We start from the raw sequence: 23,803 nt of genomic DNA, 5'->3' as shown, positions 1-23,803 counted from the left end.
CCTGCATGCTATCAAAACCTCCGCCCCCTTGGCGCGTGACCGGACACATTTCGCGATTTTCGCCATTACAAGGCCAGTGTCTTGTCGCCCTGGGTGTGCCAGCACTCCGCCTCTCCCTTGAATGCCCCGCCGCATCCTTCCGGCAATGCACAGTCGCAGTTCGGGCAGGCCTGCTTTTTCAGCTCGGCCTCCTGCTCCAGCCAGCGTTCCCAGTCCCGCCGGATCAGGGTGCTGATGTACTCGTCGGCGGAGTAGGGCTCACCGCTGCCAGCTCGAGCGATACGCAGGTGGTCCAGCTGCTGGCGCTCCCGTTCTGAGAGCGCCACCTCCACCCGCTTGATACCGAGGGCGGCCCGCCTGGCCCGCTGTTCCTGCTTGCGTTTGGTGGCGGGGTTCATGCTGCGCCCTCTCTTACCACCATGGCATCCTCCTTGGCCCATGCCCGCCAGCTGGAGATAGTTGCCTCCTTCGCCTGCTCGAGATGCGTCTGACCAGGGTGTTCGTACAGCACATGGGTCACAGTGCCGCGGTCGTTCTGCTTGATGGCTGTCACTTCCCTGGTACTACCGAAGCGGGTGATCACATCACCCGGTACCGGATGTTTGCGGGGGTCTCTCATGATTGAGCTCCTGTCTCGATTTGACGGTGGTCAGCCACTACCTGGTGCAGGGCTGGCTGGTATGTTGGGTTGAGCTGTGCGGCGGCCCCCGGGTTGGCGCGGTCGGTGGCGCTGCCCGGTGCGATAAAGAGGGTGCGGCCGGTGACGGCGCAGCGGATGGTGCCGCTCTGGTCGATGGCCACGGGGGTGAGCCCGTCCACGATATGGCGGCGGCCAACAGAGCGACCATCTGTTGTCAGCACTGGCACGGTGGGGCGGTTGGTTCTGGTTTGATACGGTGCCGGCACCTCGGTGGCGATTGCTGGCAGGGCCAGCTGCGCTGGGCGAGGGTGGCGGCGGCGCAGGATGGCGCAGGCCACGGCCTGCTGTTTTCCCTTGAGCATCCCCACCCACTGGCTGATCTCATTGGCTGGCCAGCGCTGCTGCAGGATGCAGGTCACCCGATTATCCAGGCGGCGGTACTCTTCGCGGCTGACGGTCTGTGTGTTGTTCATGCCCACTCCTCGCAGTAGTCGTTCTGTTCTTGCAGCCACTCCGGGGTGTCCAGCTTCTCCAGCTCGGCCCACATGTGTGATTGGTATGGCTCCGGTAGCATCTCGATCCAGCGGAATGCCCCGGCATGTCCTTGTGCCTGGTAGACCTTGCCGCATAGCTCAACCAGCATCGGCCAGTCCTCATCGCCTTCCGGCAGCGCGTACTCATCCGGCTGGCCCTGTTCGGCTGGCACCTGGCCTTCTGGCTGCCAATCCGGCTCGCTCGGGATTGCCCGGCTCGACTGCACCTGGCCGTTCTCCAGCCGGAGGGTGTAGCCGTCCGTGCTGACGCTGGCACCTGCCCGCAAACGCCCGATAGAGAAGGGAGATAAACCCCATTGCTCTGCCATCAACTGATCCGCGAACGCCTCAGGATCCGGCTGCGTACAGTTATTGTCAGAGCTCCAAGGTGCCGGGCTGTCGCCCGTCTTAACCCCAACACCCCCAGCCGAAACTCTGGCGGCCTTGGTGGCCTCATAGGTGCCTGCTGGTACCACTTCCCACCCTTGCAGGCGGGTCTTGATACCCAAGCGGGCGGTGTGTAATCCCATCAGGCGCTTGATGTCTTCGCCGTAGCAGTTGGCCTGCTCCTCGATGAGGTGGGCCAGCTTGATTGGGTGCTCGGAGCGGGTCGCCAGAGCGCCGCCCATGGCTTCGAGGTAGCAACGAAAGATGGCGTTATCGGCGGCATAACGGGCGGCCTCAAAGCGCGGGTCTTGCAACACCGGCTTGGGTGGCCCCACCAGATCGCCATTCTTCTTGGCGTTGCTGATGCGGCGCAGCTCGCGCCAGACCCCGACCGGGGCGCCGCCGATCTGCTGGAAGGTGCGGATCCCCCACCAACTGGCCCACGCGCAGGCATGCAGTGCTCCCTGGTCTGCTGGGGTGTTCGCTTCTTCGTCGTCACCGACATAGGCGCCGTCGATGTTCTTGGCGATGTATTTGGCGAGATAGCCGGTTGCATCACCCTTGGTCGGGTCGATCATCTTCCAGTCGAACCGTGGCGTGATATCGGTAAAGGCCGGAGCCGCCACAGGCTTACGCTCCAGCTCAGCTTTGTCGTCATGCAGGGCGTAGTGCTGCAAGGTGCTGATCACCTTGTTGCGATCGCTTGGGCGCATAAACAGCAGCATGTGCCAGTGCGGGGTACCGTCATGGTGCGGCTCGCAGACCCGAAAACCATAAACTGGGGTACCGTTTCGCTTCAGTGCGGCGCGGGTCAGGCTCCACAGCTTGGCAAGGTATGAGCAGGTTTCGCGTGGGGTGGTACCGTCGTACTTATCGTTATCAACAGTCTTGCCGTTGCCGCTGGTCTTCCAGGCGTGAAAGCGGCTCGGTGCTGTCCAGGTGAAGAACACGCCCACATGGCCCTGCTGCTCGGCGTAGTCTTCAAAGCCACGCATGCGGGTCATCATCTCGTTACGGCGGTTGACCGGGTTGGAGACGCTGGCCTCCCAGCAATCCTTCATCGAGATCACCAGATCGTGCTGGCCGTTCATCACTTCCGACTCGGCCAGCCAGCGCATCATGGCCCGCTTGCGCTCGCGCACCACCTTCATGGTGGCGTTCGAGACGTAGGCAGAGACGCCCTTGCGCACCTTGCCCAGCAGAATGGCGATGTGCTCTTGCAGCCGATCCCAGCAGCGGTTGACTCGCTTCTCCCACCACTTGGCGGAGAGCAGGCGCACCATCACGCTCAAGATCCAGTTACTCCGCGCCTCTTTGGTTTGGAATTTTGGTATCTTGCCGATGAACCCCCACTGGTCGGCAGGCTGCTTGATGGCTTCCCATGTCTCCATCAGATCCAGTTCACCGGCAGTTGCGCCCTGCTCGATGTTCTTCCATATCGCTGCTGTCTGGTTGGCGAACTGGTGGGCAACACGCTTGCGGCCGTCATCATCGCGCAGCTGCTGGGCATCGACCGGGATCGCCTGTACGAGAGAGCGAATCCACCCGACCCGCTCACGCAGCCAGATGTTTGCATCGCGGGCTTTTCTGGCGGTGCCACCCTTGCGGCGGAGGATGTACTGCTTGAACAGGGTCTGGGTCAGTGGCATGGAGAAGCCATCGAGCAGCTGCACGGCCCAGACCAGATCGTACTCACCTACCGAACCGATAAACGAATCAGCCAGATTGATACCTGGCATGGAGTTGGAGAGCGATTCAATTCGCGACCTGATGGCCTTCTTTGACAGCGGCAGCTGCCCTTTTACAGCAGATGGCAGGCGTTGGATGGCAAAACCAAGTTGGCCAGCCTCGGCGGCTGGCCCTGTGTTGTTCTGGTGGTTCATAGGTGATGGGTACCCGACAGCTCTTTGATGTTGTTCCGGAAGTAGTCCAGGGTGCGACGTGCATGCCCCGCCATCTTTCTGGCTGCGGCACACTGGCGCAGGGTGAGGGAGACCGTGCAGCGTGGGCGAGGGGATAGCCGACGCATTGCCAGCAGGTCGCGCTGGTAGCTGCGCAGGCGGGCCTCGTCGCCCATCATGGTGTCGAACCATCTATCCACACGGGTTTGCAGGTCGGTGATCAGGCGGTGGCTCATTTGATAGTCTCCCCCAGCCCATGGAGTGGTTCGCAGTCTGCCCACCACTCGGCGATCTCTCTGGCCAGCGCCACCTCACCGCCACCCAGCGCCAGCCAGTACACGGCGCGGATGGCGCCAAGGGCCAGCAGCTCCTGGGTGATATTGCGGTTGCGCTTGGCGTCGCATCCCGAGGTGTTGAATTCCTCCTGTGCCGCCTCCCAGTGCTTGGTCAGCGAGCTGACCGGCGCCGGCGGCTGCATATGGGCGGGGCCCGCCTCTGTGGGGCCCTGGTCATCCAGCGGTGCCTCCAGTTCAAACAGGTCTGTCATGCCAGCGTCTCCTCGTCGTCGCGGTCTGCATTGGCCTCGCGGCTGGCCAGTGCCAGCAGCCCATACATCGCCAGCAGCAGCACTGCTGAGCGAGTGACAACCAGATCCTCACGCCGCAGGCCATCACCCTGGTTCAGCTCTGCCAGCAGTTGCACGACCAGCTCGCCGGTGTCCTCGAAGGCAGCCAGCCGCTTGCTCAGCTCGTCGGCTGACCTGTAGCCAATGCAATGAGCGGCGGCCGACATGGCGACCATGCTGGTGTTTACCTCACCGACAAGCGGCTCTGGGAGCGAATCGCCGTTAACACCGACCCAGTCGCTCAGGCTGGCGGCGGTGGTTTTGACCACCCCATACAAATCCAGCACAGCCAGCTCGGCGGCCAGCCTGGCCCGCATTGCCATCGGGTTTACATAGATGTCGCTCATGCCTCATCCCCCATCACAGAGTCGTCATCGAGCAGATCCGCGGGGCGGCTGGTCACGACCAACTGCACCTGGATGTACTCATCCCCGGAGTAGAGCTCGCCCAGGGCGATGCGGTTTTCCTGCTCGCCAGTGGCCAGCAGTTCGGTCAGCAGCGGCAGCACGGCCTGCTCTGCCCGCTTGGCGATATGAATGGCGTCGATGCTCATGCCTGGGCCCTCCGGTTCATGGTGTGGAATAGCTGATGCCAGCGCTGGTTCTGTCTGGCCTGGGCCATCAGGGACTTGCCCTCCGAGCCACGGTAGAGGTAGGAGTAATCGGTGCTGGCGCGAAGCCGCGCCGGCAGCGCGTGCACGGCGGCAATGGCGGTTTGTCGGTTGACCGGGTGTAACAGCTTGTTCATGCCACCCCCTCGATGATGCGGATGGCGCCAGAGGTCAGGCGCTCCATGCGGGCGTACCCGTTCTGGCCGCGCAGCCAGGTGGTGCCGCAGTTGGTGTAACCTCGGCTGACCAGATAGGCGGATGCCGCTTTGATAGTCGGTTCGGTGTGACGAGTGATAACGGCGGCCATGTTCAGATCCCCCCACGGCGGTTGACGCACGACCAGACCGCACGCCACGCCATGGCGGCAGGGCGTTCTACGGCATGGATCAGGTCTGGGCTGGTGCTGTAACGCTGACCGCGGCAGGCCAGCTTGCGGTTTTGCAGGCGCAGGTTGCGCAATTGGTCACGAATGGCTAAAGTTGGCATGTCGATTTTCCTTGTTGACGATGGAAAGCCCGCTGGTGTTGTCGCACCGATAGCGGGTTTTTTATTGCCCGATGGCCCTGGGGCCTGACTGGCACATCTCACTGCCCGCCAGCACGGCGCGCTTCATGCGCAGCTTGGCGGCGCGTTCCTTCTTCTCTCTCTCGATATCTCCGATAGGTCTGGTCACTGGCGCCGGGTGCCACACCTTGGCGTCACAGCCGCCGCGAAACTCCCCCTGGTACTCCAGTGCGATCACCGCCAGCCTGACCGCCTCGCGCTGTGCATGGGGCAGGGCTGACAAGGTGGCGGTCATCAGCTCGCCCCGTGGCTGGCGGGCGATGGCACAGATGGCCGCTTTCTTGGCCTGGCTCAGGGCCAGCCAGTCGGTGTCCAGACTGGATCGCGTTTTGCCGAACAACTCCCGCAGGATCTGGCAGCCGGCGGTGTTCATGGCCACCTGCTCCAGCGGAGTCAGGCCCGCGAGGTTGCGTTCGTCGTGGTTGATGGATGTCTGTTGCATGGGTCTCCCCTTACATGGTCATGGTTTGCATCAGGATGTCTGATGCGCAGGCGACGGCCGGCACGGCTTGAAATCGGGCCTCTACGTCGTGGATGAGCAGTGCCAGCGACCCCATGGCGGCGGTGGCGACACTGATGATGGTGTTGCGTTCGGTGCGGGTGACCCGTCCCCGTTCGGCCAGCTCCACCGCACGCAGGCCGATACTGGCCACGTCAGCGTTGAGGCGGATCGCCTGATGGGGTAGGGATGGCGCCCGGTCGGCGCTGGGGATGGCGATGGCCGTCAGGCCACACTCCAGCAGCATGCCGTCGATCAGGGTTTCGTCCCCATCGGTGGCGTGGTAGAGCGCGATCAGATCGACCACGGTCAGCTGGTGCGGCTGGTCAGGGCCGAGCTTGTTCCTCAGCACCTGGGCGTCGATGCCAGCGGACGGGGCAATCTGGCTGATCACGTGGTTGGATTTGAACCTGCTGCATGCAGATTCGAAGTGCGGATGTTTGCAGTCGCCACTGATAAACATGGTTCTCGCTCCAATGAGTGCCATAGTAATCAGGAGGTTGCAGGGAGGTAGGCGGCTGCGGCGGCTTTGTGGTACAGCGCGACCATGTTGATCAGGACGCGGTGCTTGGGGCCTGGTTTTGGCATGATCTGCAGCTCACCACTGGAGATCATCTTCTTGACGGTGCCAACAGGGATGCCGGTATCGGCGCTATAGCGCTCGATGGTTTTGACTGGTGTGTCGATCTTGAGTGCAATCTCTGACATGATAGATCCCCTTAAACGTTGCTCGATACGGCTCGATATAGATCTAAAGCTTCAATTCAATCTCACAAAGCGAATTGTTGATCTAAAAAGTTACTCGGTCAAGTCGAAGGAGCATTAATCGTCCAATAAAGTTCTATAAGGTGCTTTATGACTACGGAGAAAGCTTTAAAGGTTGATTTTGATCAGTCATCCTTCTCAGAACGACTTAATAAGGTGATAGGCAACGAACCACTTCGCGCTTTTGCTCGACGAGCAGACATGAGCGATAGCGGCCTAAAGCGCTATCTGTATGAGGGAACCATTCCTCCTATTGATCGAGCTTTAAACTTGGCGCGAGCAGGAGGTGTCACCTTTGACTGGTTGGTGTTTGGTATCGGTGATGCAGGTAGCAGTTCTCGAACAAATCTGCCTATTTCCCCATCCTCTGATCTGCAAGGCTTTCATGTAACCGACGAGTTCACCACGATCCCCGCCTATCAGGTTGAGGCCAGCGCCGGACATGGTTCACAGATCACGGATGAGGCGATGGCCGAGCAGATGGCGTTCCGTACCGACTGGCTGCGTCGTGAAGGGTTCGACCCGGCCAAGATGGTGGTCATTCGGGCTAAGGGCGACAGCATGGAGCCGACCATCAATGATGGCGATGTGATCCTGGTGCGGTTGAAGAATGGAGAAGCCCCCCGTGATGGCCTCTATGTGCTGCGCCTCGATGGTGGCCTGTTCGTCAAGCGCCTGCAGTTCGACCTGGGCGGGGTGCGCATCATCTCTGACAACCCCCTGTATAAATCCCGTGACCTGAGCAAGGCCGAACTGGCCGAGTTGGATCTGGTTGGCCGTGTGGTTTGGGCCGGGAAGAAATTCTGATGGGAACTTTTTTTGCGTTGGTAGCGGCTCTGTGTGCCGTTGGTAGTATCGTTGCGGCGTTCAAGCCCTCATTGATTAGGCTTCAATCGCGCTTTAAGGCATTTGTGGTGTGTTGGATGGCAGCGATTGCACTTATCACGTTAGGTAGTGCCTTCGAAGGCGCTCAAACCTGGTCTTCCGCGATTATATCTTTGGCTCTTCTGGCTGGTTTTTATGGCATAGGGGCATTTATTGCACACTTGATCTGGCTTATGCGCCTTTCGCCTGAACAGCGACAGGCCCGAGTCGATGAGTTGAAAGACAAGCAGGCCCGTTTTAAGGCTGAAAGAGCCGCAGCTAAAAACGGTAAACCCCAGCTCGAAGTATCTATTAGATATGAAGATGATCGTGAAAGCAGAGCCCTTAAGCAGTCCGATTCCTTGCAGAAATTCGAGGACAGCCTCACCGTAATGTGGGCTGGCGATACCAAGCCCGTCGAGTTCACCTATCTCGATTTTGATGGTGAGCGAACTCGGAGAACGGTCGAGGTGACGGAAGTATCGTTCAACCCGAAAGGGCAGTTCTATTTGCGCGGAACCTGCCAGCTTCGCGGAGAATATCGGACCTTCAAGGTGGACAACATTCAAACCATGCTGAAAGTCGGCTCAAAGCGTTATGACTTTGAAGGGTGGTGTGTCGAGATGCTCGACATCCTTCCTTCCGAAGGTTTCCCCAAGGCCTATTTCGATCGTTACGACTCATGACCTCCAAGAAGATTGAGGGGCAAGCTAAGCCCTGGCAGCCTGCATGTGACCAGTTGGCACAGGTCATTGCATCCCACAAACAAACTCGGTCTGGGTGCGGCTATGTCGGTTCGTAAAACAGATCACAAGGCAAAACCCTGGCTGTCTGAAATTTACCCTGATGGTCGAGATGGGCCCCGGAAGCGCAAGCGCTTTGCCACCAAGGGGGAGGCGCTGGCGTGGGAATCTCACATGCTCACCGCCAAGCCCTGGCAACAGACAGAAGCGGTGGCCGTTACCGGTGATGAGCGGCGGCTGTCAGACCTCGTTGCCGCCTGGTTCGGACGCCACGGCCAGACCCTGGCCGACGGTGAACGGCGGCGGGACAAGTTGGTGTGGCTGTGCGAGGCACTGGATAACCCCATTGCGACCGAGTTCACCTCCGAGCACTTCTCGGCATACCGCGAGCGCCGTCTGGCTGGTGAGCTCTACGTGCCTGGGCAGCGCAAGCAGGTGACGCCGACCACCATCAACCGGGAGCAGCTTTATCTGCAGGCTGTATTCAATGAGCTGGCACGCCTGGGGGTGTGGAGCGGCGGTAACCCGCTGGCTGACCTGCGCCAGTACAAGGTGCAGGAAAGCGAGCTGGCTTACCTCTCCCAGGATGAAATCGAGCAACTGCTCGATGCCTGCAAAGAGCAGCGGGATCTGTGGCTCATTGTCATGCTCTGCCTCTCTACCGGTGCTCGCTGGTCCGAGATTGAGAAGGTCAGCCGCTCCCAGATCGGCCTGGGACGGATCACCTTCACCAAGACCAAGGGCAAGCGAAACCGGACTGTTCCCGTTGCTCCCTGGTTGCTGGCCATGCTGCCCCGGCGAACCGGCCGCCTGTTCGATGATTGTTATGCCGACTTCGAGAAGGCGATCAGACGGGCTGGCATCAAGTTGCCCGCAGGGCAGAGCACCCACGTTCTGCGCCATACCTTTGCCAGTCACTTCATGATGAACGGCGGCAACATCCTGGTGCTACAGCGCATCCTCGGCCACACCGACATCAAGATGACGATGCGCTATGCCCACTTTGCCCCCGATCACCTGGAAGATGCGGTGCGTCTCAACCCGATCACCGCGCTAAAAAATGGCGACAAAGTGGCGACCGAGGCCCCTCACATCTAGCGATATTTAGCCATATTGCTTTTTTCAGCCCCTTTGAAATCAGTAACTTATTGATTTCAAAGGCATCCAGTCGGTTTCAAAATCCGCCGTAGCAATACGTGTCGGTTCGAGTCCGACCCCGGGCACCATATTACAGTTTCATGCCGTATCACGGCAGACCTGAAACCCGCATAGCTTAAGGCTCTGCGGGTTTTTTGTTATTTCCTGTCGTATCATATAGCCTCATGACATACCCCCATTGCCGGGGGTACATCTGGGGGTATCAGTCCAGATGGGGGTAAAAAGTACCCCCTCAGGCCACCAGCCCGCGCCGTTACAGGCCCGCAGAGTGTCCACTTTTTGTCCCCCAGCATGCGATAAGTACCCCCAAGCAGAGACGGGAGATACCCCCATGCCGTTATCCGATACCGCAGCCAGGCAAGCCAAGTTCAGCGGCAAGCCTCAGAAGCTTTCCGATGAGAAGGGACTGTTCCTGCTGGTCAATCAGTCTGGTAAGTACTGGCGGCTCAAGTATCGCCATGGTGGCAAAGAGAAGGCGCTTGCCCTGGGTGTCTATCCAGAGGTGTCACTGAAAGAGGCGAGAGCTAAGCGGGATGATGCCCGCCGCCTGATCGCCGATGGCGTTGATCCCGGCTTGGTCCGCAAGCAAAGCAAGGTTGCTAGTCGGCTGGCCAGCGAAAGCAGTTTCGAAGCATTGGCGCGGGAGTGGCACCAAAGCCAGCTTGCCCGTTGGAGCCAAGGCCACGCCACTCGGGTAATCGAATCCTTGGAGGTTGATGCCTTCCCTGATCTGGGGCTTGTTCCTGTTGCTGAACTGACCGCCCCCATGATGCTGGAGGCTCTGCGGAAAGTTGAGAAGCGCGGGGCAACCGAAACAGCTGGGCGAGTACTGCAGCGGATCAGTGCCATTATGCGTTACGCCATCCAGACAGGCCGAGCCAGCTACAACCCAGCCCAAGACCTGAAAGGGGCACTCAAAGCCGCCAAGAAAGAACACCGGCCAGCATTGCCCCGGGCTGAACTGCCAGAGTTTTACCGCCGTCTTGCTGTTGAGCCCCTGAACCCTGCAACTCGCCTTGCCTTCCATCTGCTGATGCTGACCATGACCCGCCCGGGCGAGGTGCGCTTTGCCCGCTGGGATGAATTCGACCTAGAGCGGGCCGAGTGGAGGATCCCTGCTGAGCGGATGAAGATGCGTTCAGAGCATATCGTCCCACTATCCCGGCAGGCGCTGGCTGTCCTTGATGAGCTCCACCAGCTCACCGGTCATTGTGAGCTGTTGTTTCCCAGTGAGCGCAACCTGACCAAGCCCATGAGTGAGAACACCCTGAGCTATGCGATGGGCCGGATGGGATATGCGGGCGTTGCTACTCCTCATGGGTTCCGGGCTCTGGCATCCACCACCTTGAACGAAGAGGGCTTTGATCCGGACGTTATCGAGCGCCAGCTGGCCCACGCTGAACGCAATAAGGTGCGGGCTGCCTATCACCGGGCCGAGTACTTGGATGACCGCCGCAAGCTGTTGCAGTGGCTGGCTGATTTCTATGAATCTCAACAGGGTGGTACCGTACATCTAGTGAATCGTTAGAGAGGCGGTAGCATGACATTTGATTTATCAAGGGCTCCTGACAGTTTTCGTGAAATTGCCGATATTATCGGCACCGAGAAAACTTTTCAGCTAATCGGGCAGCTACCAAGGTGTAAAACAAAAAAGCAAACCCACGTAATTCTGTACGTGCCCAAAAAAATCAAATCCGATCATGCTCTCGCCAAGATTATTGGTGTTGAGCTAGCCACTAAGCTAGTTGAGGCTTTTGGGGGTGAAATTCTCTACCCGCCGATCTGCCATGATCACTATTTGACGTTCAGGAATAAGGCAGTCATAGACATGGTTAAGAGGGGGGCCTCACAAAAGGCCGTGGCCTGGTCGTTTGACATGTCAGACCGGCAGGTGCGCAACATCCTCAAAAAAGCCACCAGTGAACGAGATCCGGAAATCCCCCAAGAGGAACCATAACGCCTCTACATGTGACCTTACGAATCAAGCCGAATCACGGCTATTCAATGAGGCTCACAATATGAAATCCACGCAACACCAAATCCCAGCTATCCCTTCAACAGGATTTGTCCGCTCTGCGGCCATGCTTCCTCATCTGGGTTTTTCATCTGCCACGCTTTGGCGAAAGGTAAAAGATGGATCATTCCCTCAACCAGTCAAATTGTCAGAACGGATCACCGCTTGGCGCGCTGAAGAAGTACACGCCTGGATTGGCGCACAAGGCAAAGCTGCGTAGGGGGCGGAGATGAGCAAAAAAGAAAAGGCCGCACCGCAGAACGGCACGACCCTTAGTAAGCAAAGGGATCATAACATCAAGCCAGCCAAAGGCGCTACCAAGCTCGAGCTGGTGGCCCTTCACTTGGTAGAGAATGGTCCCCAGGGTATCAGTTCACTATCAGCTCTCGCTCGTTTGCATGATCTCAACGCTCGCAACTCAATCAGCGATCTGCGTCGCGATCACGGGATCGCCATTATTGATGAGCTTTTTAGTCATCATCACAGTGGTGATGGAGTAACTCACCTCAAACGGTATTGGGTTGCAGACCGCGACCAAGCTCGGAAGCTGGTGGAACTGATCAACCTGAAACGTAAGCAGCGCGGCGCCGTGTCTATGTCACAAGGTCAGGTTGCCAGCTACTTAGCTCGCTTCCCCATTCATTCCCCTGGCATCTCCACCAGCCAGCCAAACGAGGGGTAAGCCATGAACATGAGAACCAATGGGCGCACCGCCCAGGGCGAGGTCTTGCCCAAATTCAACCTGATGGACTTGCCTGATAACGTGCAACACGGTACGATCTTACCTGTCGTCACCTTAAGCAAGTGGCGGCGTGGCTGGCGGATTAAGCACCCGCAAGCTGTGACTAAACCAAGGACAATTCGCACCTCTTCCCCCATTTCCGGCACCTTGCCGGCGATCTATCCAGTTTTGGGGGCATGGGTCGGGAGCCAAAGAAAACGCCCCCACTGTGCCTTCCTTGGTTTGGCACTGCTTTGCGGCTACCCGATCCGCCTTGGTCTATCAAAACCAAGGATTCATACCATGATCTTCACCTTCCTGATCGCCTCGAGCGCCTGCAGACTGGCAGACCTGCGCCGTATCCGCACCATTACCGCCGTTGCTGACACCGAAGCGCAAGCCCGTATCGCTCTGGCTGGCCTGCCTTTGGTATTCATGTCCCGCACTCCGACTGGGAGGGCCAAGGCATGAGAACTACCAAGCAGAAGAGCCCCGAGTTTTTGGCCGAACTGGCAGACCTCTCCATGCGCCGCGTGCGCCGCATAGTGGATGGCAAGCCGGTTATGGTGACACTGATCAACCTGCCTGATGAGTACCCCCATAAGCCAACCAATAAGGGGGGCAAGGCATGATCTACTTCGCATGGGCAAACGGTAGTGAACAGCCAACCTTCACCGGCCCTATCAACCCACGCACCGGCAAACGTTCACAAGTTGGCAGCCTGAGCGCATTCAACTGGCGAACAGATCGAGATCGGTTTATTGCACAGACCAACGGCGCCGCGGTAGCGGTGACAGCCAAGCAAGCCCGGGAACTGAAAGCCGGATTGGATGAACGGGCTTTCAAGGAGCTGGTGGCCGTGCTGACAGGGGGTTGCAATGAGTGAGATCAACACGCTGGTGGAGGCGGTCGACCATCAAAACAGCCTTCCATCCAGGGCAGGTGCCTTCCTCAACTTCAAAGGCCTGGACAAGATGCAGGTGATCGTCATCCACACCGGTGAACAAGCCAACCGAGATGCGGAGATCAGAGCCACGCTGCAGCGAGCCCATAATGACGCCATCGCGGCAGATAACCCGATAGATCCAGAGTTTGAGCCAGAGCAGGCGTTATATGTTCGTCCGGTCCAACTGGATGAAGGGGGCGAGCTCTACAAAATGGCCGATCGGGATGCCACAGAGCGCGTCATCGTTCACCAGTTCGGCAACTTGGCACCAGAGAAAGCCAAGCGGCTGATCTTGGCATTGCGCAAGCAAGCGCCTAAGGCCGAGCTTTACCGCGGCAACTATGGCCAGAATGCCCAGCCTTGGCAACTGGTGGATGTGGTGGACTTCGAGCAGACGCTGGATCTGGTGAGCGGCAACCAGGGCAATACCAAGGCCAAGCAATCCGCCGCCGCTATCGCGGGGCAGGCAGCTGTTCCTGAGATTTCAGGAGATTGGAGTGACCAGCATCAAGCCAACGGGCTGACCGCAACCAAGGAGGTCATGATCGACAAAATGAGCGCCAGCCAACGGGCGGCTCTGCTGGTGGAGCGCTTGGGGGAGGTTGCGATAAATATCGAGGCTGAGCGTGTGTATCGTTATGACGGCAGTTTGTGGGGGCCGTTGTCAGATACCGAACTGCGCCGGGAGATGGCCGCTATTTTCACTGAGCATGGAGCTCCGTTCAGTGACAAGGGGATTGGGGCTGCAGTATCGACCATGAAGTTGATGATCCCGGTAATGGGGCAACCAAGCCAAGATCTGATCGGGTTTGCCAATGGGGTCTATGACATGGAGGCTCGGGGGTTCCGTCCTCACTCTCCAGCTGATGGCCTGTTGAACCACAATGGTATTGAGTACGCAGCTCCGCTACCTGATGAATGTATCGAGCACCACGCGCCCAGCTTCACCAAGTGGTTGAGACACGCTGCAGAGGATGATGCTGCCAAAATGGATCGCATCAAGGCCGCTCTGTTTATGGTGCTGGCCAACCGCTATGACTGGCAGCTATTCCTTGAGGTGACCGGGGAGGGTGGCAGCGGTAAGAGCATCTTTGCACGGATTGCGACCCTGCTTGCTGGTGGCCCGCGCAATACTGGGTCCGGCAATATGGCCTCCCTGGATACTGCCAGAGGGCGAGCCCAGTTCGTAGACAAGCGGCTGATCGCCTTACCGGACCAATCCAAATACATTGGCGATGGCAGCGGCATCAAGGCCATCACTGGCGGGGATATGGTTGAGATCGATGGCAAGTATGAGAAGCAGTACGGCGCGGTCATTAAGGCGGTGGTACTGGTGACCAACAACGAGCCGATGATCATTACCGAGCGTAATGGGGGAGTATCCCGCCGAAGGGTGATTTTTACCTTTAACCGGGTCGTGGGAGAGACCGACAAAGACCCGCTATTGGGAGAGAAGATAGCGGCAGAGCTGCCGGTGGTGATCCGCCACCTACTTACCCTATTCACAGATCCGGAACGCGCGCGCCTGCTATTGCTGGAGCAACGCAATTCAGGAGACGCTCTTACCATCAAGCGGGCCACGGATCCGGTGATCGATCTTTGCGGGCTGGTGGCTTTTCTCGATGAGCCCAAGGGCCTGATGATGGGAGGTAATCCGGAGATCAAGCGAGAGCCAAGACGCTATCTCTATCACCTCTACCTTGCATTCATGGATTATCACGGACTGGGTCGTCCGCTATCCGTTCAGGGATTTACCCGAGCGGTCAAAGCGGCGGCCAAGGAGTACGGCACCCAGTACAGCAGCAGGACGATCAAGGGCAAGGCCCAAACGAACGTTACACCGACCGAGGCGGCAGAACAGTTCATGCCCCAGGCTGCCGATGTTGGGAATGAATGACGCCATCCAGAAGTAAATGAGGGCTGCCGAGTGTGGCCCTTATGCTTATCGCCGCCATATACGTAGGACTTTTGCAAATGAACCCTACAAACCCTACCCGAATCACTGAAAGCCATGCTGCATAAGGGATTTAAAGAGGTAGGGATATTATTTTTTAACCCTACCTAAACCCTACCTTTTTAGCCTTAACCCTACCATTACCCGAAACAGGTAAACATTCCCCAAAATAGGGAAGGATGGCTTTTTTGGATCAGAGATCGTCACACTGGAAAGTAGTTGGTTCAGTGTTGCTGGTAGGGTCTAAAAGTAGGGATTGGGTAGGGTGTAAATTTTAAACCCTCCCCGCGCAAAGCCAGTCGTATCAAGGCTTTCATCTTGGGTAGGGTTTGTAGGGTATATTTCGGCATAAAAGTTTCCCCCACGCTATTCGCTCAAAATGACCAACAAATGATCGCGGGCAAAATCCCGCGCAAAACTCGTCAGTCACCCATCCGAACCGGTGTCCGCCAAGGGCTGAAACTCCGCGCTTAATCTGGCCGAAGCGGATACCTTCCTTGGTTGGCTGATTTCTTAGCCGACCCCCCACTGATTGGCGCCTAATTTTGCCTTGGGTCCTTCCTCCCGGGGGATCCCCTGCGGGGGCATGGACGCCGCGATCTTTGATATCTGCATGGGCTTTCAAATCGATCACTACGACTATGTCTCCCGAAAAGTCGGGAGATTTAGATCAGTGTTGCTGGGGGCGTGCGCTGATTGCCAGTAGGGCGCCGCGAATGGGGTAACTCAGCCAATGGCTGGGTTAATAAGCAGCAGCCAAAGGCTGACCTGCAGAGCGCTTCTGATTACTTCGTACCAGGGGCGGAAATCCCCCAAGAGGAAGCAATCATGCTGCGTGGGGCAAGCTGTTATCCAGTCAGAGCGATTAGGGTGAACAGAGGCATGAACCAACTGCAAACATTACTCAACGATGCCAAAAGCCAACTTGGTGCCAGTGTCATTTACAACAAGGATGATTCAGTTCGTCACATAATTCCGAAGGCGCCGGCATCCGTATCTACTTTGCTACTTCGCGATCTTACCTTACCGCCATTCCTGGCCGCGGATGCTGACAACAGTATCTATACCCCGTTGGGTACAGAAGCTGGGAAAAAAACCAAGCTCTCTACCGCAATCATGAAGGCAAGCCGTGTAGCCAAAGCTGGCGCCAAGATCATTGTTGTTGAGCAGTCAGGGGAAGCGATTCCGATAGGTAACGGCGAAGTGGTGATGACTCGCCGTACCAATGGTTTCACTTTGGTTGAATCTGCGAAATTTTCTCAAGTGGATGACGATAAAGAGCTGACTAAATCCGCTCTGCCGGTGTTTCGTTCAGAGGTTGATATGGACACCATGCCGGGATTTGGCTTTCGCGTAGAGCTGAGCCGTGCCGAGCAAAAATCATATGAAGACGGGAAATTGGCTGATATCACCCTTGCCGCTATTGCAATGGGGGTGGCCAGAGTTGCCGATATGGTGCTGCTGAAAGCGATTGAGGCTAAGAATCCCTCGCCGTTTTCTCTGGGTGGGGTTGCCGCTCTTGGTTATGAATTCGGTGAGCTCCGGGCTCTCGTTGGGACTTCCGCTCCCGGTGCCGTTGTTGGTCATGATGGTGTGTTGCGGGCTGCTGGTGTGCTGGCTGAGCTGACGCCTGATATATCGACCACCCTGGTCGGCTCCTGGTCTCGTTCCGCTGTGGCTGTTCATGAAGAGATCACTCTGGTAGTTGAGCGCCTTGATGTATCGGGAAAGATGGCCATCACCTGTTGGTGTCATGCCCAAGCGATGCTGCCGAACCCTGCGGCGTTCTGGACAGTTGGGGGAGTATAGAGATGAACAACCGGAAGGGAGGGAGTGTTGACGAGGCCACAGCCCTACCTAATGAGGTTGTGGCAGCAATCGAGGGCGCAACCTTTCATCAGCGCCCAGATGGCGATGATGGCGCACCTCGTACCGTGGTTCAGCTATGCCACCTCCGAGGGTGGATACACGGTGCTGATGATGCCAAATACTTGGCAAATGCATTTCCGGAGCTGACAGATGCCCAAATTGCCAGAGCCTGCCGCTATTTGGCAACAGTGGTAAGGCGACACATAAATCTGATGCAAACAGGTGGTAATTCACCTCGGAAAAACTGGGTCCATGAATGGTGAGGGTTCGCGATGAGTAAGAAGAGTGAGCACAAGCATAACGAGTGGCGCCGTCTCACTGTTTTGCTGACAAATGATCAATTTAAAAAGCTGGAGGAAGCCAGAGCCATCTTTCAGCAAACAACCGGCTTTGAAATAGGCATGAGCCCATTCGCTGCCAAAGCCATGGAAAAAGGTCTGTAGACCTAATGATGTTCTGAGCGCCTCTAGTTGGGGCGCGGTCGTGCGCTGGTGGCCCCAGCCAGTTCAGTAAAAGTGGGGCACTTACTTTAAGGAGAACGAGTTATGTCAGAAGAATTATCAGAGACTCAAGAGCCGCAACCAGAGACAAAACCCCGCAGAAAGTACAAGGCCAATGGGGCGCATTCTGCCAAGCGTTCGGCTTTGCGCAAGCTGGCAAAGCGGGGAGCAATCGTCGGTAGCTGGGATGCCAAGTGGTTTGGTTTGTGAGCTCGCCCCAGTGTTTTTGTGGTGGGTCCTTCCTCCGGGGGGATCCCCTGCGGGGGCATGGACGCCGCGGCATTTGATATCTGCGAGGCGGCTGGAAGTGGAATTTATGTTTATATCTGGCGGCAAATCCTGAGACTTTACATGCGTTGCGCACTTGAGGAATTGTAAACTGTTCCTCTATTGGCAATGGTGTACTGAGGAATTCTGACGCGCTATGAAAAACCACACGCAAGTTCCTGCATTGATCCGCCGCTGTGACATCGAGCTATTGCTTGGGGGGATCGGTAGAACCACATTCTATCGGCGCCGCCAGGAGTGGGCTGCTCAGGGTACCCCGTTCCCAGAGCCCCTCAACTGGATGGCCAAGGGAGGTACCCTGTGGCGCCGTCATGAAGTGATCGCCTTTTTGGTGGCGAGAGGATTAATGTTGCCTGAGTCGCCTTGATGCCACTCACGCGTAGCCTGTCGTTGTATCATGCCATATCATGACAATGCATTTAGTTTGGGGGTATTTTTGGGGGTATAAAAGAAAGTCTCATTGAAATTATCTGTTATTAAACAATGTGTTATATTTCAAGTTCGATAGAGACCCCGGCACCATCAGATTCCATGACAAAAGGCCATCCTCGCGGATGGCCTTTTGTTTTTCCGGGCGGTGCTAAGAGGTGTACCCACAGACCCACAGACCCACAGACCCACAGACCCACAGACCCACAGACCCACAGACCCACAGACCCTCAGACCCTCAGACCCTCAGACCCTCAGACCCTCAGACCCTCAGACCTTCAGACCTTCAGACCCACAGGCTGTCAGGCCATCAGCCTCTCGGACTGCCATCCCCTCAGTCGATATTCTGCGCGATACGCCACAGCACGCCTGAGGGGTCGTACAGACAGAACTCCTTCATGCGCCACGGCTGGGTGACGAGCTCCGTGACCCGGACGCCGTAGCGGGCGGCGACCTGGCTCGCCTCCACTTGGGCCTGCCAGGCGGCCACGTCCTCCACCAGGAGGTGCATCATGAGCTGCTCGGCCAGCCCCGGGGGGTTGCCATCCTGCAGCAGGAAGCTTGCGTTGCCGAGATGAAAATAGGCCACGCCGTCGCCATCGGAGGCCAGGGTAAAGCCGAGATCCTGATAGAACTGCTTTGACAGCGTGAAATCCCGGGCAGGCACGAAGGCCTTGATTTCGGTCACGTTGAGATTAGGCATGGGCTCCTCGCGGCGCTGGGAACAGGGGAAGATGGCTTGCCAGTATGACCGGGCATTTCGGGGCAAGCCAGACGAATGGCGCGAGTTTGCACTCTTATCGTGCTTGTGCCCCTCGGGTGGGGGGATATTGGCCGTCAGCCTCATTTGATTTCACCATGGTATGGCCCATTTCATTTATTTCATAAATACCTTAGCAGGATAGATAAGCCTGCCAGGGTGACATCACCACGGGTTCGCCCTGTCATTGTGAGGTGGTTGGGTCATCCTGGTGCATTTTCCCGGCAATGCACAGCCAAAGTGCGATTTTCCCCCTGTAACCGGGCATTGTGCGCCAAGATGGTGCGTGTTGAATGTGATGAAAAGATAACGATATGAAATAAAAGGATTATTTTTCTTGGCCTGCTTTATGCTTTCCCCATGTCATGTCGCCATGATGTCTCCGTGAGCCACACAGGTACGGTGGGCAGGTGGCCAGGTTGGAAATGCATATCAGGAAATGGACCCGGATGCCGGGACGACAAGGAGAGGGCTGTATGTTCAAGAGACTCGTAATGACTGGCCTGCTGGCGCTGGCCGCCACCATGGCCGCCCCGGGCTGGGCCGAAGAGGTGGCCGCGCAGGCCGATGTGGTACAGGCGGCCGCGACCGTGACCATCAACAAGGGGGACAATACCTGGCTGATGGTGGCGGCGGCCCTGGTGATCCTGATGTCCGTGCCGGGCCTCGCCCTCTTTTACGGCGGCCTGGTGCGCGCCAAGAACATGCTGAGCGTGCTGATGCAGGTGTTCACCCTGTTCTGCCTCATCACCGTCCTCTGGGTGGTCTACGGCTACTCCCTGGCCTTCACCGAGGGCGGCGCCTTCTACGGCTCCTTCGACAAGGTGCTGTTGATGGGGGTGACGCCGGATTCCATCGCCGCCACCTTCAGCAAGGGGGTCGGGATCAGCGAGTTCATCTACGTGGTGTTCCAGGGTGCCTTTGCCGCCATCACCTGCGGGCTCATCGTCGGCGGCTTTGCCGAGCGGATGAAGTTCTCGGCGGTGCTGCTGTTCGCGGTGATCTGGTTCACCTTCGCCTATATCCCGATGGCGCACATGGTGTGGTACTGGGCGGGTCCGGATGCCTACACGGATGCGGCCGCCGCCGAAGCGGCCGGCGCCACCGCAGGCTATCTGTTCCAGCACGGCGCTCTGGACTTCGCCGGCGGCACCGTGGTGCACATCAACGCCGCGGTGGCCGGTCTGGTAGGGGCCTTCATGGTGGGCAAACGGGTTGGCTATGGCCGTGACCCCATGACCCCCCACAGCCTGACCATGACCATGATCGGTGCCGCCCTGCTGTGGTTCGGCTGGTTCGGCTTCAACGCTGGCTCTTCCCTCGAAGCCAACGGCACGGCGGCCCTGGCCTTCGCCAACACCTGGATCGCACCGGCCGCTGCCGCCCTCTCCTGGACCTTCGCCGAGTGGGCGATGAAGGGCCGTCCCTCCCTGCTTGGCGCTGTCTCCGGTGCGGTGGCGGGTCTGGTCGCCATCACCCCTGCCGCCGGTTTCGTCGGTGTGGGGGGCGCCCTCATCATCGGCCTGCTCAGCGGGGTGGCCGGTCTGTGGGGCGTGCACGGTCTCAAGCGTCTGCTGGGGGCCGATGACAGCCTGGACGTGTTCGGCCTGCACGGGGTGTGCGGGATCCTGGGTGCCGTGCTGACCGGGGTGTTCGCCAGCCCGGATCTGGGCGGCACCGGGGTGTGGGACTATGTGACCAACCAGGTGGCCGAGGGATACTCCATCCTGGCCCAGGTCAAGGTACAGGTCATCGGCGTGGGGGTGACCGTGGTCTGGTCCGCCCTGGTCTCGGCCGTGGCCTACAAGCTGGTGGACCTGCTGATCGGTCTGCGGGTGAAGGAAGATGCCGAGCGCGAAGGGTTGGACGTGACCAGCCACGGCGAGAAAGCCTACAGCCATTGATCCTGCTGCCATGAATGTCATACCGCCGGCCCCGTCCGGCGGTTTTTTTATTGGGGCGGACTGGCCAGGCTGCCCGGACCGGGCTGCTGGTGGCCGGGGTCGCTATTTGTGTTTGCAGGGTCTTTTATGCCTGCATTTTGGGCGGATCTCCGCTAAACTCTGCCACCCTTTATTCGGGGTCGCCGGGTCTGCCCCGTCGTCACCCTCTCTTTCATGCCTTCGGAGCCGCTCATGCCGTTAGTGGGACACCAACATCAGATCGATATTCTGGAACTGACCGACAAGGGGGATGGCAAGGGTCGCCTGTTCGATCGCCCCCTGTTTGTCGAGGGTCTGCTGCCCGGTGAGCAGGCGCTGGTCGAGTTGACCGAGGTCAAACCGAACTACCTGCACGGCAAGCTGGTCGAGCTGACCCAGCCGTCCGCCGACAGGGTGCCGGATTTTTGCCCCAATACCGAATGCGGTGGCTGCCAGGTGCGCCCGCTGTCCTATCCGGCCCAGCTTGCCCTCAAGCAGAGCCTGGTGCAGAGCGCACTGGAGCAGGTCGGGCTGGGTGAGGCCGTGGTCAACCCCATCCTCGGCATGGAGACGCCGTTTGCCTACCGCAACAAGGCCCAGTACGCGGTGCGTGGCAGCGAGGCGGGCGCCGAGATCGGCTTCTACCGCAAGCACTCCCATGACCTCATCACCGCCGATGATTGCGCGGTGCAGGACTCGCTGCACGTGGAGCTCAATGCCCGGGTACGCAACTGGATGCGCGAGCACGACATTGCGGCCTATGACGAGGTGGCCCACACCGGCTGCGTGCGCAACCTGATGACCCGCAAGGGCTTCAAGAGCGGCGAGCTGATGGTGGTGCTGGTGACCCTGGGCGAAGCGCTGCCGTTCGAAGCCGAGCTGCTGGCGGCCCTGGCGGATCTGCCGGTCACCACCCTGGTGCAGAACATCAACGAGGTGCGTACCAACCGCATCCTGGGTGACAAGAACCGGGTGCTGCTGGGCAGCGGGGTGATCCGCGACAAGATCCACGAGCTCGAATTCGAGATCTCGCCCCTCTCCTTCTTCCAGAACAACCCGAGCCAGACCGACGTGCTCTACTCCAAGGCGCTGGAATATTGCGAGCTGACCGGCAGCGAGACGGTGTTCGACATCTATTGCGGCATCGGCACCATCTCCCTGTTCCTGGCAGGCAAGGCCGCCAAGGTGGTGGGGATCGAGTCGGTGGAGAGCGCCATCAGCGACGCCCGTCGCAATGCGGCCCTCAACGGCATCGAGCAGACCGAGTTCCACGTGGGCAAGGCGGAGCAGCTGATGCCTGCCCTGCATGCCGACGGGGTGAGTGCCGACGTGGTGGTGATGGATCCGCCCCGCAAGGGCTGTGACAAGGCGGTATTGCAGACCCTGGTGGCCATGGCGCCGCGCCGGCTGGTCTATGTCTCCTGCAACCCCCAGACCCTGGCCCGGGATCTCGCCTGGCTGGTCAAGCAGGGCTTCGTGCTGGACGAGGTGCAGCCGGTGGATATGTTCCCGCACTCCATGCACGTGGAAGCGGTTGCTCGCCTGAGCCTGCCAACCAAGGCCTGATCGTCGCTCGGGATCTTCCCCTCGCGCGATGCAGGTGGAAGCGGTCGCCTGCCTGAGCCTGCCAGCGAAAGCCTGATCGGGCCGAGGGCGTGGCGTTAGCCAGATGGCTCTGATAAAAACGACTCCTGAGGGAGTCGTTTTTTTATGGTCGTGGTCGGCAGAGCCACCAGGCAGGGAGGTCGGCGTGATGATTCGTATGGCAGGGGTGGAGGATGCGGCGGTGCTGGATCACTTCTTCGGGCAACTGGACAGGGAGACCCGCTTCATGCTGTATGAAGCGGGAGAGCGCCCCTCGGACATCGAGGGGCAGCGCAGGCGGCTCGAGGCCATGGCCGCAGCCCCCAATCAGGCCATGTGGCTGCTGGAGCTGGCGGGGGAGGTGCAAGGGTTTGCCGCGCTCCTTGGTGGCGGCCTGGCACGCAACCGCCACTGTGCCCTGGTGGTGATGGGGCTGTGTTCGAGGGCGCGCGGGCAGGGATGGGGGGAACGGTTGCTGCGTACCCTGATCGCGACCGCGAGGGATCTCGGTATCCACCGGCTGGAGCTGGGAGTGATGGCCCACAACGAGGTGGCCCACGCCTTGTATCGCAAGTGCGGGTTCGTGGAGGAAGGGGTGAGACGGCAGGCCTATCGGCTGGACGAGGGCTATGTGGACGAGATTTCCATGGGGCTGCTGCTGCCGCTGGACAGGCCATGACGCCGCTGGCCCCGAGATGCTGGTCTGGGGAGTTGGATTGGGGCAAGCTTGTGGGGAAACCATCGAGACAAGGAGGCGCCCATGAAGGGGATATTGCTGCGTTGGCTGGCTCGCTACGATGCCTGGTGCCAGGAGTGGGGACTCACACCGGAGAACCGGCGCTGCTGCGCGCCGGTACGCCATGATGAAGAGGAGAAGCGCCCGGACAAGGGCGACGACCTCACTGGAACTGGCGGGTCACGGCGCCAGTGACGCTGTTGTAGTCGAACGAGAGCCCGTCGGGGTATGCCGGGAAGCGGCCCACGGAGCTGCGCAGGGTATAGCGGCAGTTGTCGTGACGAAGGGCGCCGTCAGCCTGAGCGTCTGCCGGGATGAGCCGGGAGATGTAGTCACTGTCTGAATCCTGGTGCAACTCATCGGCCACCGTCAGATCGGTATCGAGCAGGGCGCCAAACAGGCTCTCGCAGTCGTCCCGGCTGCTGACGGAGATCTGATCGCTGTCGCCACCGGGGAAGACGGTATCGGGCCCCTGACCTCCCTGGTCCTCCTTGGTGCCCACCGGCCAGCCATGGCTGTTGATGTCGAGATCCTGCCTGCCCATGCCGCTAAAGTTGTAGAGTGCCAGGGGCTCCCCCTTAACCTTGACCGCCCAGCCGGCGTGGGCGAGCCGGGCGGCACTGGCAAAGCTGCCCGCCGTGGCCGAGACGCTGCTCTTGAGCCCGTCGTCCTGGATGTTGATGAAGCGGGGCAGGGCGGTCACGGCCAGGATCCCCAGCACGATGATGACCAGCACCAGTTCTATCAGGGTAAAGCCTCGGGAAACGTGTGTTGGCATGGAATGAACCCAT

34 protein-coding genes are annotated in these 23,803 nt (G+C 58.9%); 18 read left to right on the top strand and 16 right to left on the bottom strand.

Annotated elements, in window-relative coordinates; translation table 11 throughout:
* Positions 1 to 65: 65 nt before the first annotated feature.
* The 14 genes from ACNPAA_RS02495 to ACNPAA_RS02430 form a co-directional block, all read right to left on the bottom strand.
* Complete coding sequence (locus ACNPAA_RS02495) at positions 66 to 398, bottom strand: hypothetical protein (RefSeq protein WP_417891555.1); 333 nt, start codon at positions 396 to 398, stop codon at positions 66 to 68.
* Complete coding sequence (locus ACNPAA_RS02490; RefSeq protein WP_095591450.1) at positions 395 to 619, bottom strand: hypothetical protein; 225 nt, start codon at positions 617 to 619, stop codon at positions 395 to 397. Before ACNPAA_RS02490 ends, ACNPAA_RS02495 begins: the two co-directional genes overlap by 4 nt.
* On the bottom strand, positions 616 to 1,113 hold the full coding sequence (locus ACNPAA_RS02485) for a hypothetical protein (protein WP_417891554.1): 498 nt from the start codon (positions 1,111 to 1,113) through the stop codon (positions 616 to 618). The genes ACNPAA_RS02490 and ACNPAA_RS02485 overlap by 4 nt, the downstream gene beginning before the upstream one ends.
* Positions 1,110 to 3,299 (bottom strand): replication endonuclease, encoded by a 2,190-nt coding sequence (locus ACNPAA_RS02480; RefSeq protein WP_417891553.1) that lies wholly within the window; start codon positions 3,297 to 3,299, stop codon positions 1,110 to 1,112. The genes ACNPAA_RS02485 and ACNPAA_RS02480 overlap by 4 nt, the downstream gene beginning before the upstream one ends.
* Before the next feature lie 140 nt (positions 3,300 to 3,439).
* Positions 3,440 to 3,661, bottom strand: coding sequence for a hypothetical protein (locus tag ACNPAA_RS02475; protein ID WP_417891552.1), 222 nt, complete (start codon positions 3,659 to 3,661; stop codon positions 3,440 to 3,442).
* Between the two features lie 32 nt (positions 3,662 to 3,693).
* Positions 3,694 to 4,008: a hypothetical protein gene (locus tag ACNPAA_RS02470; protein ID WP_309563230.1), complete on the bottom strand. Its 315-nt coding sequence runs from the start codon at positions 4,006 to 4,008 to the stop codon at positions 3,694 to 3,696.
* A complete protein-coding gene (locus ACNPAA_RS02465) occupies positions 4,005 to 4,433 on the bottom strand; it encodes a hypothetical protein (RefSeq protein ID WP_309563231.1) in 429 nt (142 codons plus the stop codon). The genes ACNPAA_RS02470 and ACNPAA_RS02465 overlap by 4 nt, the downstream gene beginning before the upstream one ends.
* Complete coding sequence (locus tag ACNPAA_RS02460; protein WP_102949131.1) at positions 4,430 to 4,639, bottom strand: hypothetical protein; 210 nt, start codon at positions 4,637 to 4,639, stop codon at positions 4,430 to 4,432. The genes ACNPAA_RS02465 and ACNPAA_RS02460 overlap by 4 nt, the downstream gene beginning before the upstream one ends.
* Complete coding sequence (locus ACNPAA_RS02455) at positions 4,636 to 4,833, bottom strand: hypothetical protein (protein ID WP_417891551.1); 198 nt, start codon at positions 4,831 to 4,833, stop codon at positions 4,636 to 4,638. The genes ACNPAA_RS02460 and ACNPAA_RS02455 overlap by 4 nt, the downstream gene beginning before the upstream one ends.
* Positions 4,830 to 5,003, bottom strand: a complete 174-nt coding sequence (locus ACNPAA_RS02450) for a hypothetical protein (protein WP_417891550.1) — start codon at positions 5,001 to 5,003, stop codon at positions 4,830 to 4,832. The genes ACNPAA_RS02455 and ACNPAA_RS02450 overlap by 4 nt, the downstream gene beginning before the upstream one ends.
* A gap of 2 nt (positions 5,004 to 5,005) precedes the next feature.
* On the bottom strand, positions 5,006 to 5,182 hold the full coding sequence (locus ACNPAA_RS02445; RefSeq protein ID WP_171272690.1) for a hypothetical protein: 177 nt from the start codon (positions 5,180 to 5,182) through the stop codon (positions 5,006 to 5,008).
* A gap of 61 nt (positions 5,183 to 5,243) precedes the next feature.
* The gene (locus ACNPAA_RS02440) at positions 5,244 to 5,702 is read right to left on the bottom strand and encodes a hypothetical protein (RefSeq protein WP_290434245.1); all 459 of its coding nucleotides are present in this window, start codon (positions 5,700 to 5,702) and stop codon (positions 5,244 to 5,246) included.
* 10 nt (positions 5,703 to 5,712) lie between these two features.
* Positions 5,713 to 6,222 carry a phage regulatory CII family protein gene (locus ACNPAA_RS02435; RefSeq protein WP_417891549.1) on the bottom strand — a complete coding sequence of 170 codons (510 nt, stop codon included), beginning with the start codon at positions 6,220 to 6,222 and terminating at the stop codon, positions 5,713 to 5,715.
* Between the two features lie 29 nt (positions 6,223 to 6,251).
* Positions 6,252 to 6,467, bottom strand: a complete 216-nt coding sequence (locus ACNPAA_RS02430; RefSeq protein WP_259269778.1) for a hypothetical protein — start codon at positions 6,465 to 6,467, stop codon at positions 6,252 to 6,254.
* Positions 6,468 to 6,614: 147 nt separating this feature from the next.
* Here ACNPAA_RS02430 and ACNPAA_RS02425 point away from each other — a divergent pair, with 147 nt between their 5' ends.
* The 14 genes from ACNPAA_RS02425 (at position 6,615) to ACNPAA_RS02360 (ending at position 17,503) form a co-directional block, all read left to right on the top strand.
* The gene (locus ACNPAA_RS02425; protein WP_417891548.1) at positions 6,615 to 7,331 is read left to right on the top strand and encodes a LexA family transcriptional regulator; all 717 of its coding nucleotides are present in this window, start codon (positions 6,615 to 6,617) and stop codon (positions 7,329 to 7,331) included.
* Complete coding sequence (locus ACNPAA_RS02420) at positions 7,331 to 8,074, top strand: WYL domain-containing protein (protein WP_182955413.1); 744 nt, start codon at positions 7,331 to 7,333, stop codon at positions 8,072 to 8,074. The genes ACNPAA_RS02425 and ACNPAA_RS02420 overlap by 1 nt, the downstream gene beginning before the upstream one ends.
* Before the next feature lie 102 nt (positions 8,075 to 8,176).
* On the top strand, positions 8,177 to 9,229 hold the full coding sequence (locus tag ACNPAA_RS02415; protein WP_417891547.1) for a site-specific integrase: 1,053 nt from the start codon (positions 8,177 to 8,179) through the stop codon (positions 9,227 to 9,229).
* 391 nt (positions 9,230 to 9,620) lie between these two features.
* The gene (locus ACNPAA_RS02410; protein ID WP_270817436.1) at positions 9,621 to 10,817 is read left to right on the top strand and encodes a tyrosine-type recombinase/integrase; all 1,197 of its coding nucleotides are present in this window, start codon (positions 9,621 to 9,623) and stop codon (positions 10,815 to 10,817) included.
* A gap of 12 nt (positions 10,818 to 10,829) precedes the next feature.
* Positions 10,830 to 11,246 carry a Mor transcription activator family protein gene (locus ACNPAA_RS02405; RefSeq protein WP_270817435.1) on the top strand — a complete coding sequence of 139 codons (417 nt, stop codon included), beginning with the start codon at positions 10,830 to 10,832 and terminating at the stop codon, positions 11,244 to 11,246.
* Between the two features lie 61 nt (positions 11,247 to 11,307).
* Positions 11,308 to 11,523 (top strand): helix-turn-helix transcriptional regulator, encoded by a 216-nt coding sequence (locus tag ACNPAA_RS02400; RefSeq protein ID WP_270817434.1) that lies wholly within the window; start codon positions 11,308 to 11,310, stop codon positions 11,521 to 11,523.
* Positions 11,524 to 11,532: 9 nt separating this feature from the next.
* Positions 11,533 to 11,985, top strand: a complete 453-nt coding sequence (locus ACNPAA_RS02395) for a hypothetical protein (protein WP_270817433.1) — start codon at positions 11,533 to 11,535, stop codon at positions 11,983 to 11,985.
* A gap of 3 nt (positions 11,986 to 11,988) precedes the next feature.
* On the top strand, positions 11,989 to 12,495 hold the full coding sequence (locus tag ACNPAA_RS02390; RefSeq protein WP_270817432.1) for a hypothetical protein: 507 nt from the start codon (positions 11,989 to 11,991) through the stop codon (positions 12,493 to 12,495).
* Entirely contained in the window at positions 12,492 to 12,656 is a 165-nt protein-coding gene (locus ACNPAA_RS02385) for a hypothetical protein (RefSeq protein ID WP_201955369.1), read from the top strand. The genes ACNPAA_RS02390 and ACNPAA_RS02385 overlap by 4 nt, the downstream gene beginning before the upstream one ends.
* Positions 12,653 to 12,910 carry a hypothetical protein gene (locus tag ACNPAA_RS02380; protein WP_270817431.1) on the top strand — a complete coding sequence of 86 codons (258 nt, stop codon included), beginning with the start codon at positions 12,653 to 12,655 and terminating at the stop codon, positions 12,908 to 12,910. Before ACNPAA_RS02385 ends, ACNPAA_RS02380 begins: the two co-directional genes overlap by 4 nt.
* On the top strand, positions 12,903 to 14,867 hold the full coding sequence (locus ACNPAA_RS02375; RefSeq protein WP_270817430.1) for a DNA primase family protein: 1,965 nt from the start codon (positions 12,903 to 12,905) through the stop codon (positions 14,865 to 14,867). The genes ACNPAA_RS02380 and ACNPAA_RS02375 overlap by 8 nt, the downstream gene beginning before the upstream one ends.
* Before the next feature lie 939 nt (positions 14,868 to 15,806).
* Complete coding sequence (locus ACNPAA_RS02370; protein ID WP_270817429.1) at positions 15,807 to 16,733, top strand: hypothetical protein; 927 nt, start codon at positions 15,807 to 15,809, stop codon at positions 16,731 to 16,733.
* 332 nt (positions 16,734 to 17,065) lie between these two features.
* On the top strand, positions 17,066 to 17,236 hold the full coding sequence (locus ACNPAA_RS02365; protein WP_270817428.1) for a hypothetical protein: 171 nt from the start codon (positions 17,066 to 17,068) through the stop codon (positions 17,234 to 17,236).
* A gap of 102 nt (positions 17,237 to 17,338) precedes the next feature.
* Positions 17,339 to 17,503, top strand: a complete 165-nt coding sequence (locus tag ACNPAA_RS02360) for a hypothetical protein (protein WP_160171051.1) — start codon at positions 17,339 to 17,341, stop codon at positions 17,501 to 17,503.
* A gap of 841 nt (positions 17,504 to 18,344) precedes the next feature.
* Here ACNPAA_RS02360 and ACNPAA_RS02355 read toward each other — a convergent pair.
* Positions 18,345 to 18,713 (bottom strand): VOC family protein, encoded by a 369-nt coding sequence (locus ACNPAA_RS02355; RefSeq protein WP_045523149.1) that lies wholly within the window; start codon positions 18,711 to 18,713, stop codon positions 18,345 to 18,347.
* Between the two features lie 533 nt (positions 18,714 to 19,246).
* Between ACNPAA_RS02355 and amt the strand changes: the two genes are divergently transcribed.
* The 4 genes from amt (at position 19,247) to ACNPAA_RS02335 (ending at position 23,207) form a co-directional block, all read left to right on the top strand.
* Entirely contained in the window at positions 19,247 to 20,674 is a 1,428-nt protein-coding gene (gene amt, locus ACNPAA_RS02350) for an ammonium transporter (protein ID WP_417891546.1), read from the top strand.
* Between the two features lie 231 nt (positions 20,675 to 20,905).
* On the top strand, positions 20,906 to 22,258 hold the full coding sequence (rlmD, locus tag ACNPAA_RS02345) for a 23S rRNA (uracil(1939)-C(5))-methyltransferase RlmD (RefSeq protein ID WP_368203852.1): 1,353 nt from the start codon (positions 20,906 to 20,908) through the stop codon (positions 22,256 to 22,258).
* A gap of 187 nt (positions 22,259 to 22,445) precedes the next feature.
* Positions 22,446 to 22,955 carry a GNAT family N-acetyltransferase gene (locus ACNPAA_RS02340; protein ID WP_171864946.1) on the top strand — a complete coding sequence of 170 codons (510 nt, stop codon included), beginning with the start codon at positions 22,446 to 22,448 and terminating at the stop codon, positions 22,953 to 22,955.
* A gap of 81 nt (positions 22,956 to 23,036) precedes the next feature.
* Entirely contained in the window at positions 23,037 to 23,207 is a 171-nt protein-coding gene (locus ACNPAA_RS02335; protein WP_171864938.1) for a DUF5363 family protein, read from the top strand.
* On the opposite strand, the gene tppF is transcribed toward ACNPAA_RS02335, so the two are convergent.
* On the bottom strand, positions 23,176 to 23,790 hold the full coding sequence (tppF, locus tag ACNPAA_RS02330; RefSeq protein ID WP_029313748.1) for a type IVa pilus pseudopilin TppF: 615 nt from the start codon (positions 23,788 to 23,790) through the stop codon (positions 23,176 to 23,178). The two genes, ACNPAA_RS02335 and tppF, sit on opposite strands and share 32 nt — an antisense overlap.
* Positions 23,791 to 23,803: the final 13 nt, after the last annotated feature.

Origin of the sequence: Aeromonas sp. PS2Canimalfood6 (assembly GCF_048276795.1) — a bacterium.
GTDB lineage: Bacteria > Pseudomonadota > Gammaproteobacteria > Enterobacterales > Aeromonadaceae > Aeromonas > Aeromonas caviae.
This window is presented reverse-complemented; position numbering and strand designations above follow the sequence as displayed.

What these genes read in the sequence shown, in the direction of transcription:
- ACNPAA_RS02495 (WP_417891555.1), bottom strand. Translation starts at nt 398, where the DNA reads ATGAACCCCGCCACCAAACGCAAGCAGGAACAGCGGGCCAGGCGGGCC.
- ACNPAA_RS02360 (WP_160171051.1), top strand. Translation starts at nt 17,339, where the DNA reads ATGTCAGAAGAATTATCAGAGACTCAAGAGCCGCAACCAGAGACAAAA.
- ACNPAA_RS02470 (WP_309563230.1), bottom strand. Translation starts at nt 4,008, where the DNA reads ATGACAGACCTGTTTGAACTGGAGGCACCGCTGGATGACCAGGGCCCC.
- ACNPAA_RS02460 (WP_102949131.1), bottom strand. Translation starts at nt 4,639, where the DNA reads ATGAGCATCGACGCCATTCATATCGCCAAGCGGGCAGAGCAGGCCGTG.
- ACNPAA_RS02340 (WP_171864946.1), top strand. Translation starts at nt 22,446, where the DNA reads ATGATTCGTATGGCAGGGGTGGAGGATGCGGCGGTGCTGGATCACTTC.
- ACNPAA_RS02375 (WP_270817430.1), top strand. Translation starts at nt 12,903, where the DNA reads ATGAGTGAGATCAACACGCTGGTGGAGGCGGTCGACCATCAAAACAGC.
- ACNPAA_RS02480 (WP_417891553.1), bottom strand. Translation starts at nt 3,299, where the DNA reads ATGCCAGGTATCAATCTGGCTGATTCGTTTATCGGTTCGGTAGGTGAG.
- ACNPAA_RS02420 (WP_182955413.1), top strand. Translation starts at nt 7,331, where the DNA reads ATGGGAACTTTTTTTGCGTTGGTAGCGGCTCTGTGTGCCGTTGGTAGT.
- ACNPAA_RS02355 (WP_045523149.1), bottom strand. Translation starts at nt 18,713, where the DNA reads ATGCCTAATCTCAACGTGACCGAAATCAAGGCCTTCGTGCCTGCCCGG.
- ACNPAA_RS02390 (WP_270817432.1), top strand. Translation starts at nt 11,989, where the DNA reads ATGAACATGAGAACCAATGGGCGCACCGCCCAGGGCGAGGTCTTGCCC.
- amt (WP_417891546.1), top strand. Translation starts at nt 19,247, where the DNA reads ATGTTCAAGAGACTCGTAATGACTGGCCTGCTGGCGCTGGCCGCCACC.
- ACNPAA_RS02445 (WP_171272690.1), bottom strand. Translation starts at nt 5,182, where the DNA reads ATGCCAACTTTAGCCATTCGTGACCAATTGCGCAACCTGCGCCTGCAA.
- ACNPAA_RS02365 (WP_270817428.1), top strand. Translation starts at nt 17,066, where the DNA reads ATGAGTAAGAAGAGTGAGCACAAGCATAACGAGTGGCGCCGTCTCACT.
- ACNPAA_RS02450 (WP_417891550.1), bottom strand. Translation starts at nt 5,003, where the DNA reads ATGGCCGCCGTTATCACTCGTCACACCGAACCGACTATCAAAGCGGCA.
- rlmD (WP_368203852.1), top strand. Translation starts at nt 20,906, where the DNA reads ATGCCGTTAGTGGGACACCAACATCAGATCGATATTCTGGAACTGACC.
- ACNPAA_RS02485 (WP_417891554.1), bottom strand. Translation starts at nt 1,113, where the DNA reads ATGAACAACACACAGACCGTCAGCCGCGAAGAGTACCGCCGCCTGGAT.
- ACNPAA_RS02455 (WP_417891551.1), bottom strand. Translation starts at nt 4,833, where the DNA reads ATGAACAAGCTGTTACACCCGGTCAACCGACAAACCGCCATTGCCGCC.
- ACNPAA_RS02410 (WP_270817436.1), top strand. Translation starts at nt 9,621, where the DNA reads ATGCCGTTATCCGATACCGCAGCCAGGCAAGCCAAGTTCAGCGGCAAG.
- ACNPAA_RS02435 (WP_417891549.1), bottom strand. Translation starts at nt 6,222, where the DNA reads ATGTTTATCAGTGGCGACTGCAAACATCCGCACTTCGAATCTGCATGC.
- ACNPAA_RS02425 (WP_417891548.1), top strand. Translation starts at nt 6,615, where the DNA reads ATGACTACGGAGAAAGCTTTAAAGGTTGATTTTGATCAGTCATCCTTC.
- tppF (WP_029313748.1), bottom strand. Translation starts at nt 23,790, where the DNA reads ATGCCAACACACGTTTCCCGAGGCTTTACCCTGATAGAACTGGTGCTG.
- ACNPAA_RS02430 (WP_259269778.1), bottom strand. Translation starts at nt 6,467, where the DNA reads ATGTCAGAGATTGCACTCAAGATCGACACACCAGTCAAAACCATCGAG.
- ACNPAA_RS02385 (WP_201955369.1), top strand. Translation starts at nt 12,492, where the DNA reads ATGAGAACTACCAAGCAGAAGAGCCCCGAGTTTTTGGCCGAACTGGCA.
- ACNPAA_RS02395 (WP_270817433.1), top strand. Translation starts at nt 11,533, where the DNA reads ATGAGCAAAAAAGAAAAGGCCGCACCGCAGAACGGCACGACCCTTAGT.
- ACNPAA_RS02465 (WP_309563231.1), bottom strand. Translation starts at nt 4,433, where the DNA reads ATGAGCGACATCTATGTAAACCCGATGGCAATGCGGGCCAGGCTGGCC.
- ACNPAA_RS02400 (WP_270817434.1), top strand. Translation starts at nt 11,308, where the DNA reads ATGAAATCCACGCAACACCAAATCCCAGCTATCCCTTCAACAGGATTT.
- ACNPAA_RS02370 (WP_270817429.1), top strand. Translation starts at nt 15,807, where the DNA reads ATGAACCAACTGCAAACATTACTCAACGATGCCAAAAGCCAACTTGGT.
- ACNPAA_RS02380 (WP_270817431.1), top strand. Translation starts at nt 12,653, where the DNA reads ATGATCTACTTCGCATGGGCAAACGGTAGTGAACAGCCAACCTTCACC.
- ACNPAA_RS02440 (WP_290434245.1), bottom strand. Translation starts at nt 5,702, where the DNA reads ATGCAACAGACATCCATCAACCACGACGAACGCAACCTCGCGGGCCTG.
- ACNPAA_RS02335 (WP_171864938.1), top strand. Translation starts at nt 23,037, where the DNA reads ATGAAGGGGATATTGCTGCGTTGGCTGGCTCGCTACGATGCCTGGTGC.
- ACNPAA_RS02405 (WP_270817435.1), top strand. Translation starts at nt 10,830, where the DNA reads ATGACATTTGATTTATCAAGGGCTCCTGACAGTTTTCGTGAAATTGCC.
- ACNPAA_RS02415 (WP_417891547.1), top strand. Translation starts at nt 8,177, where the DNA reads ATGTCGGTTCGTAAAACAGATCACAAGGCAAAACCCTGGCTGTCTGAA.
- ACNPAA_RS02490 (WP_095591450.1), bottom strand. Translation starts at nt 619, where the DNA reads ATGAGAGACCCCCGCAAACATCCGGTACCGGGTGATGTGATCACCCGC.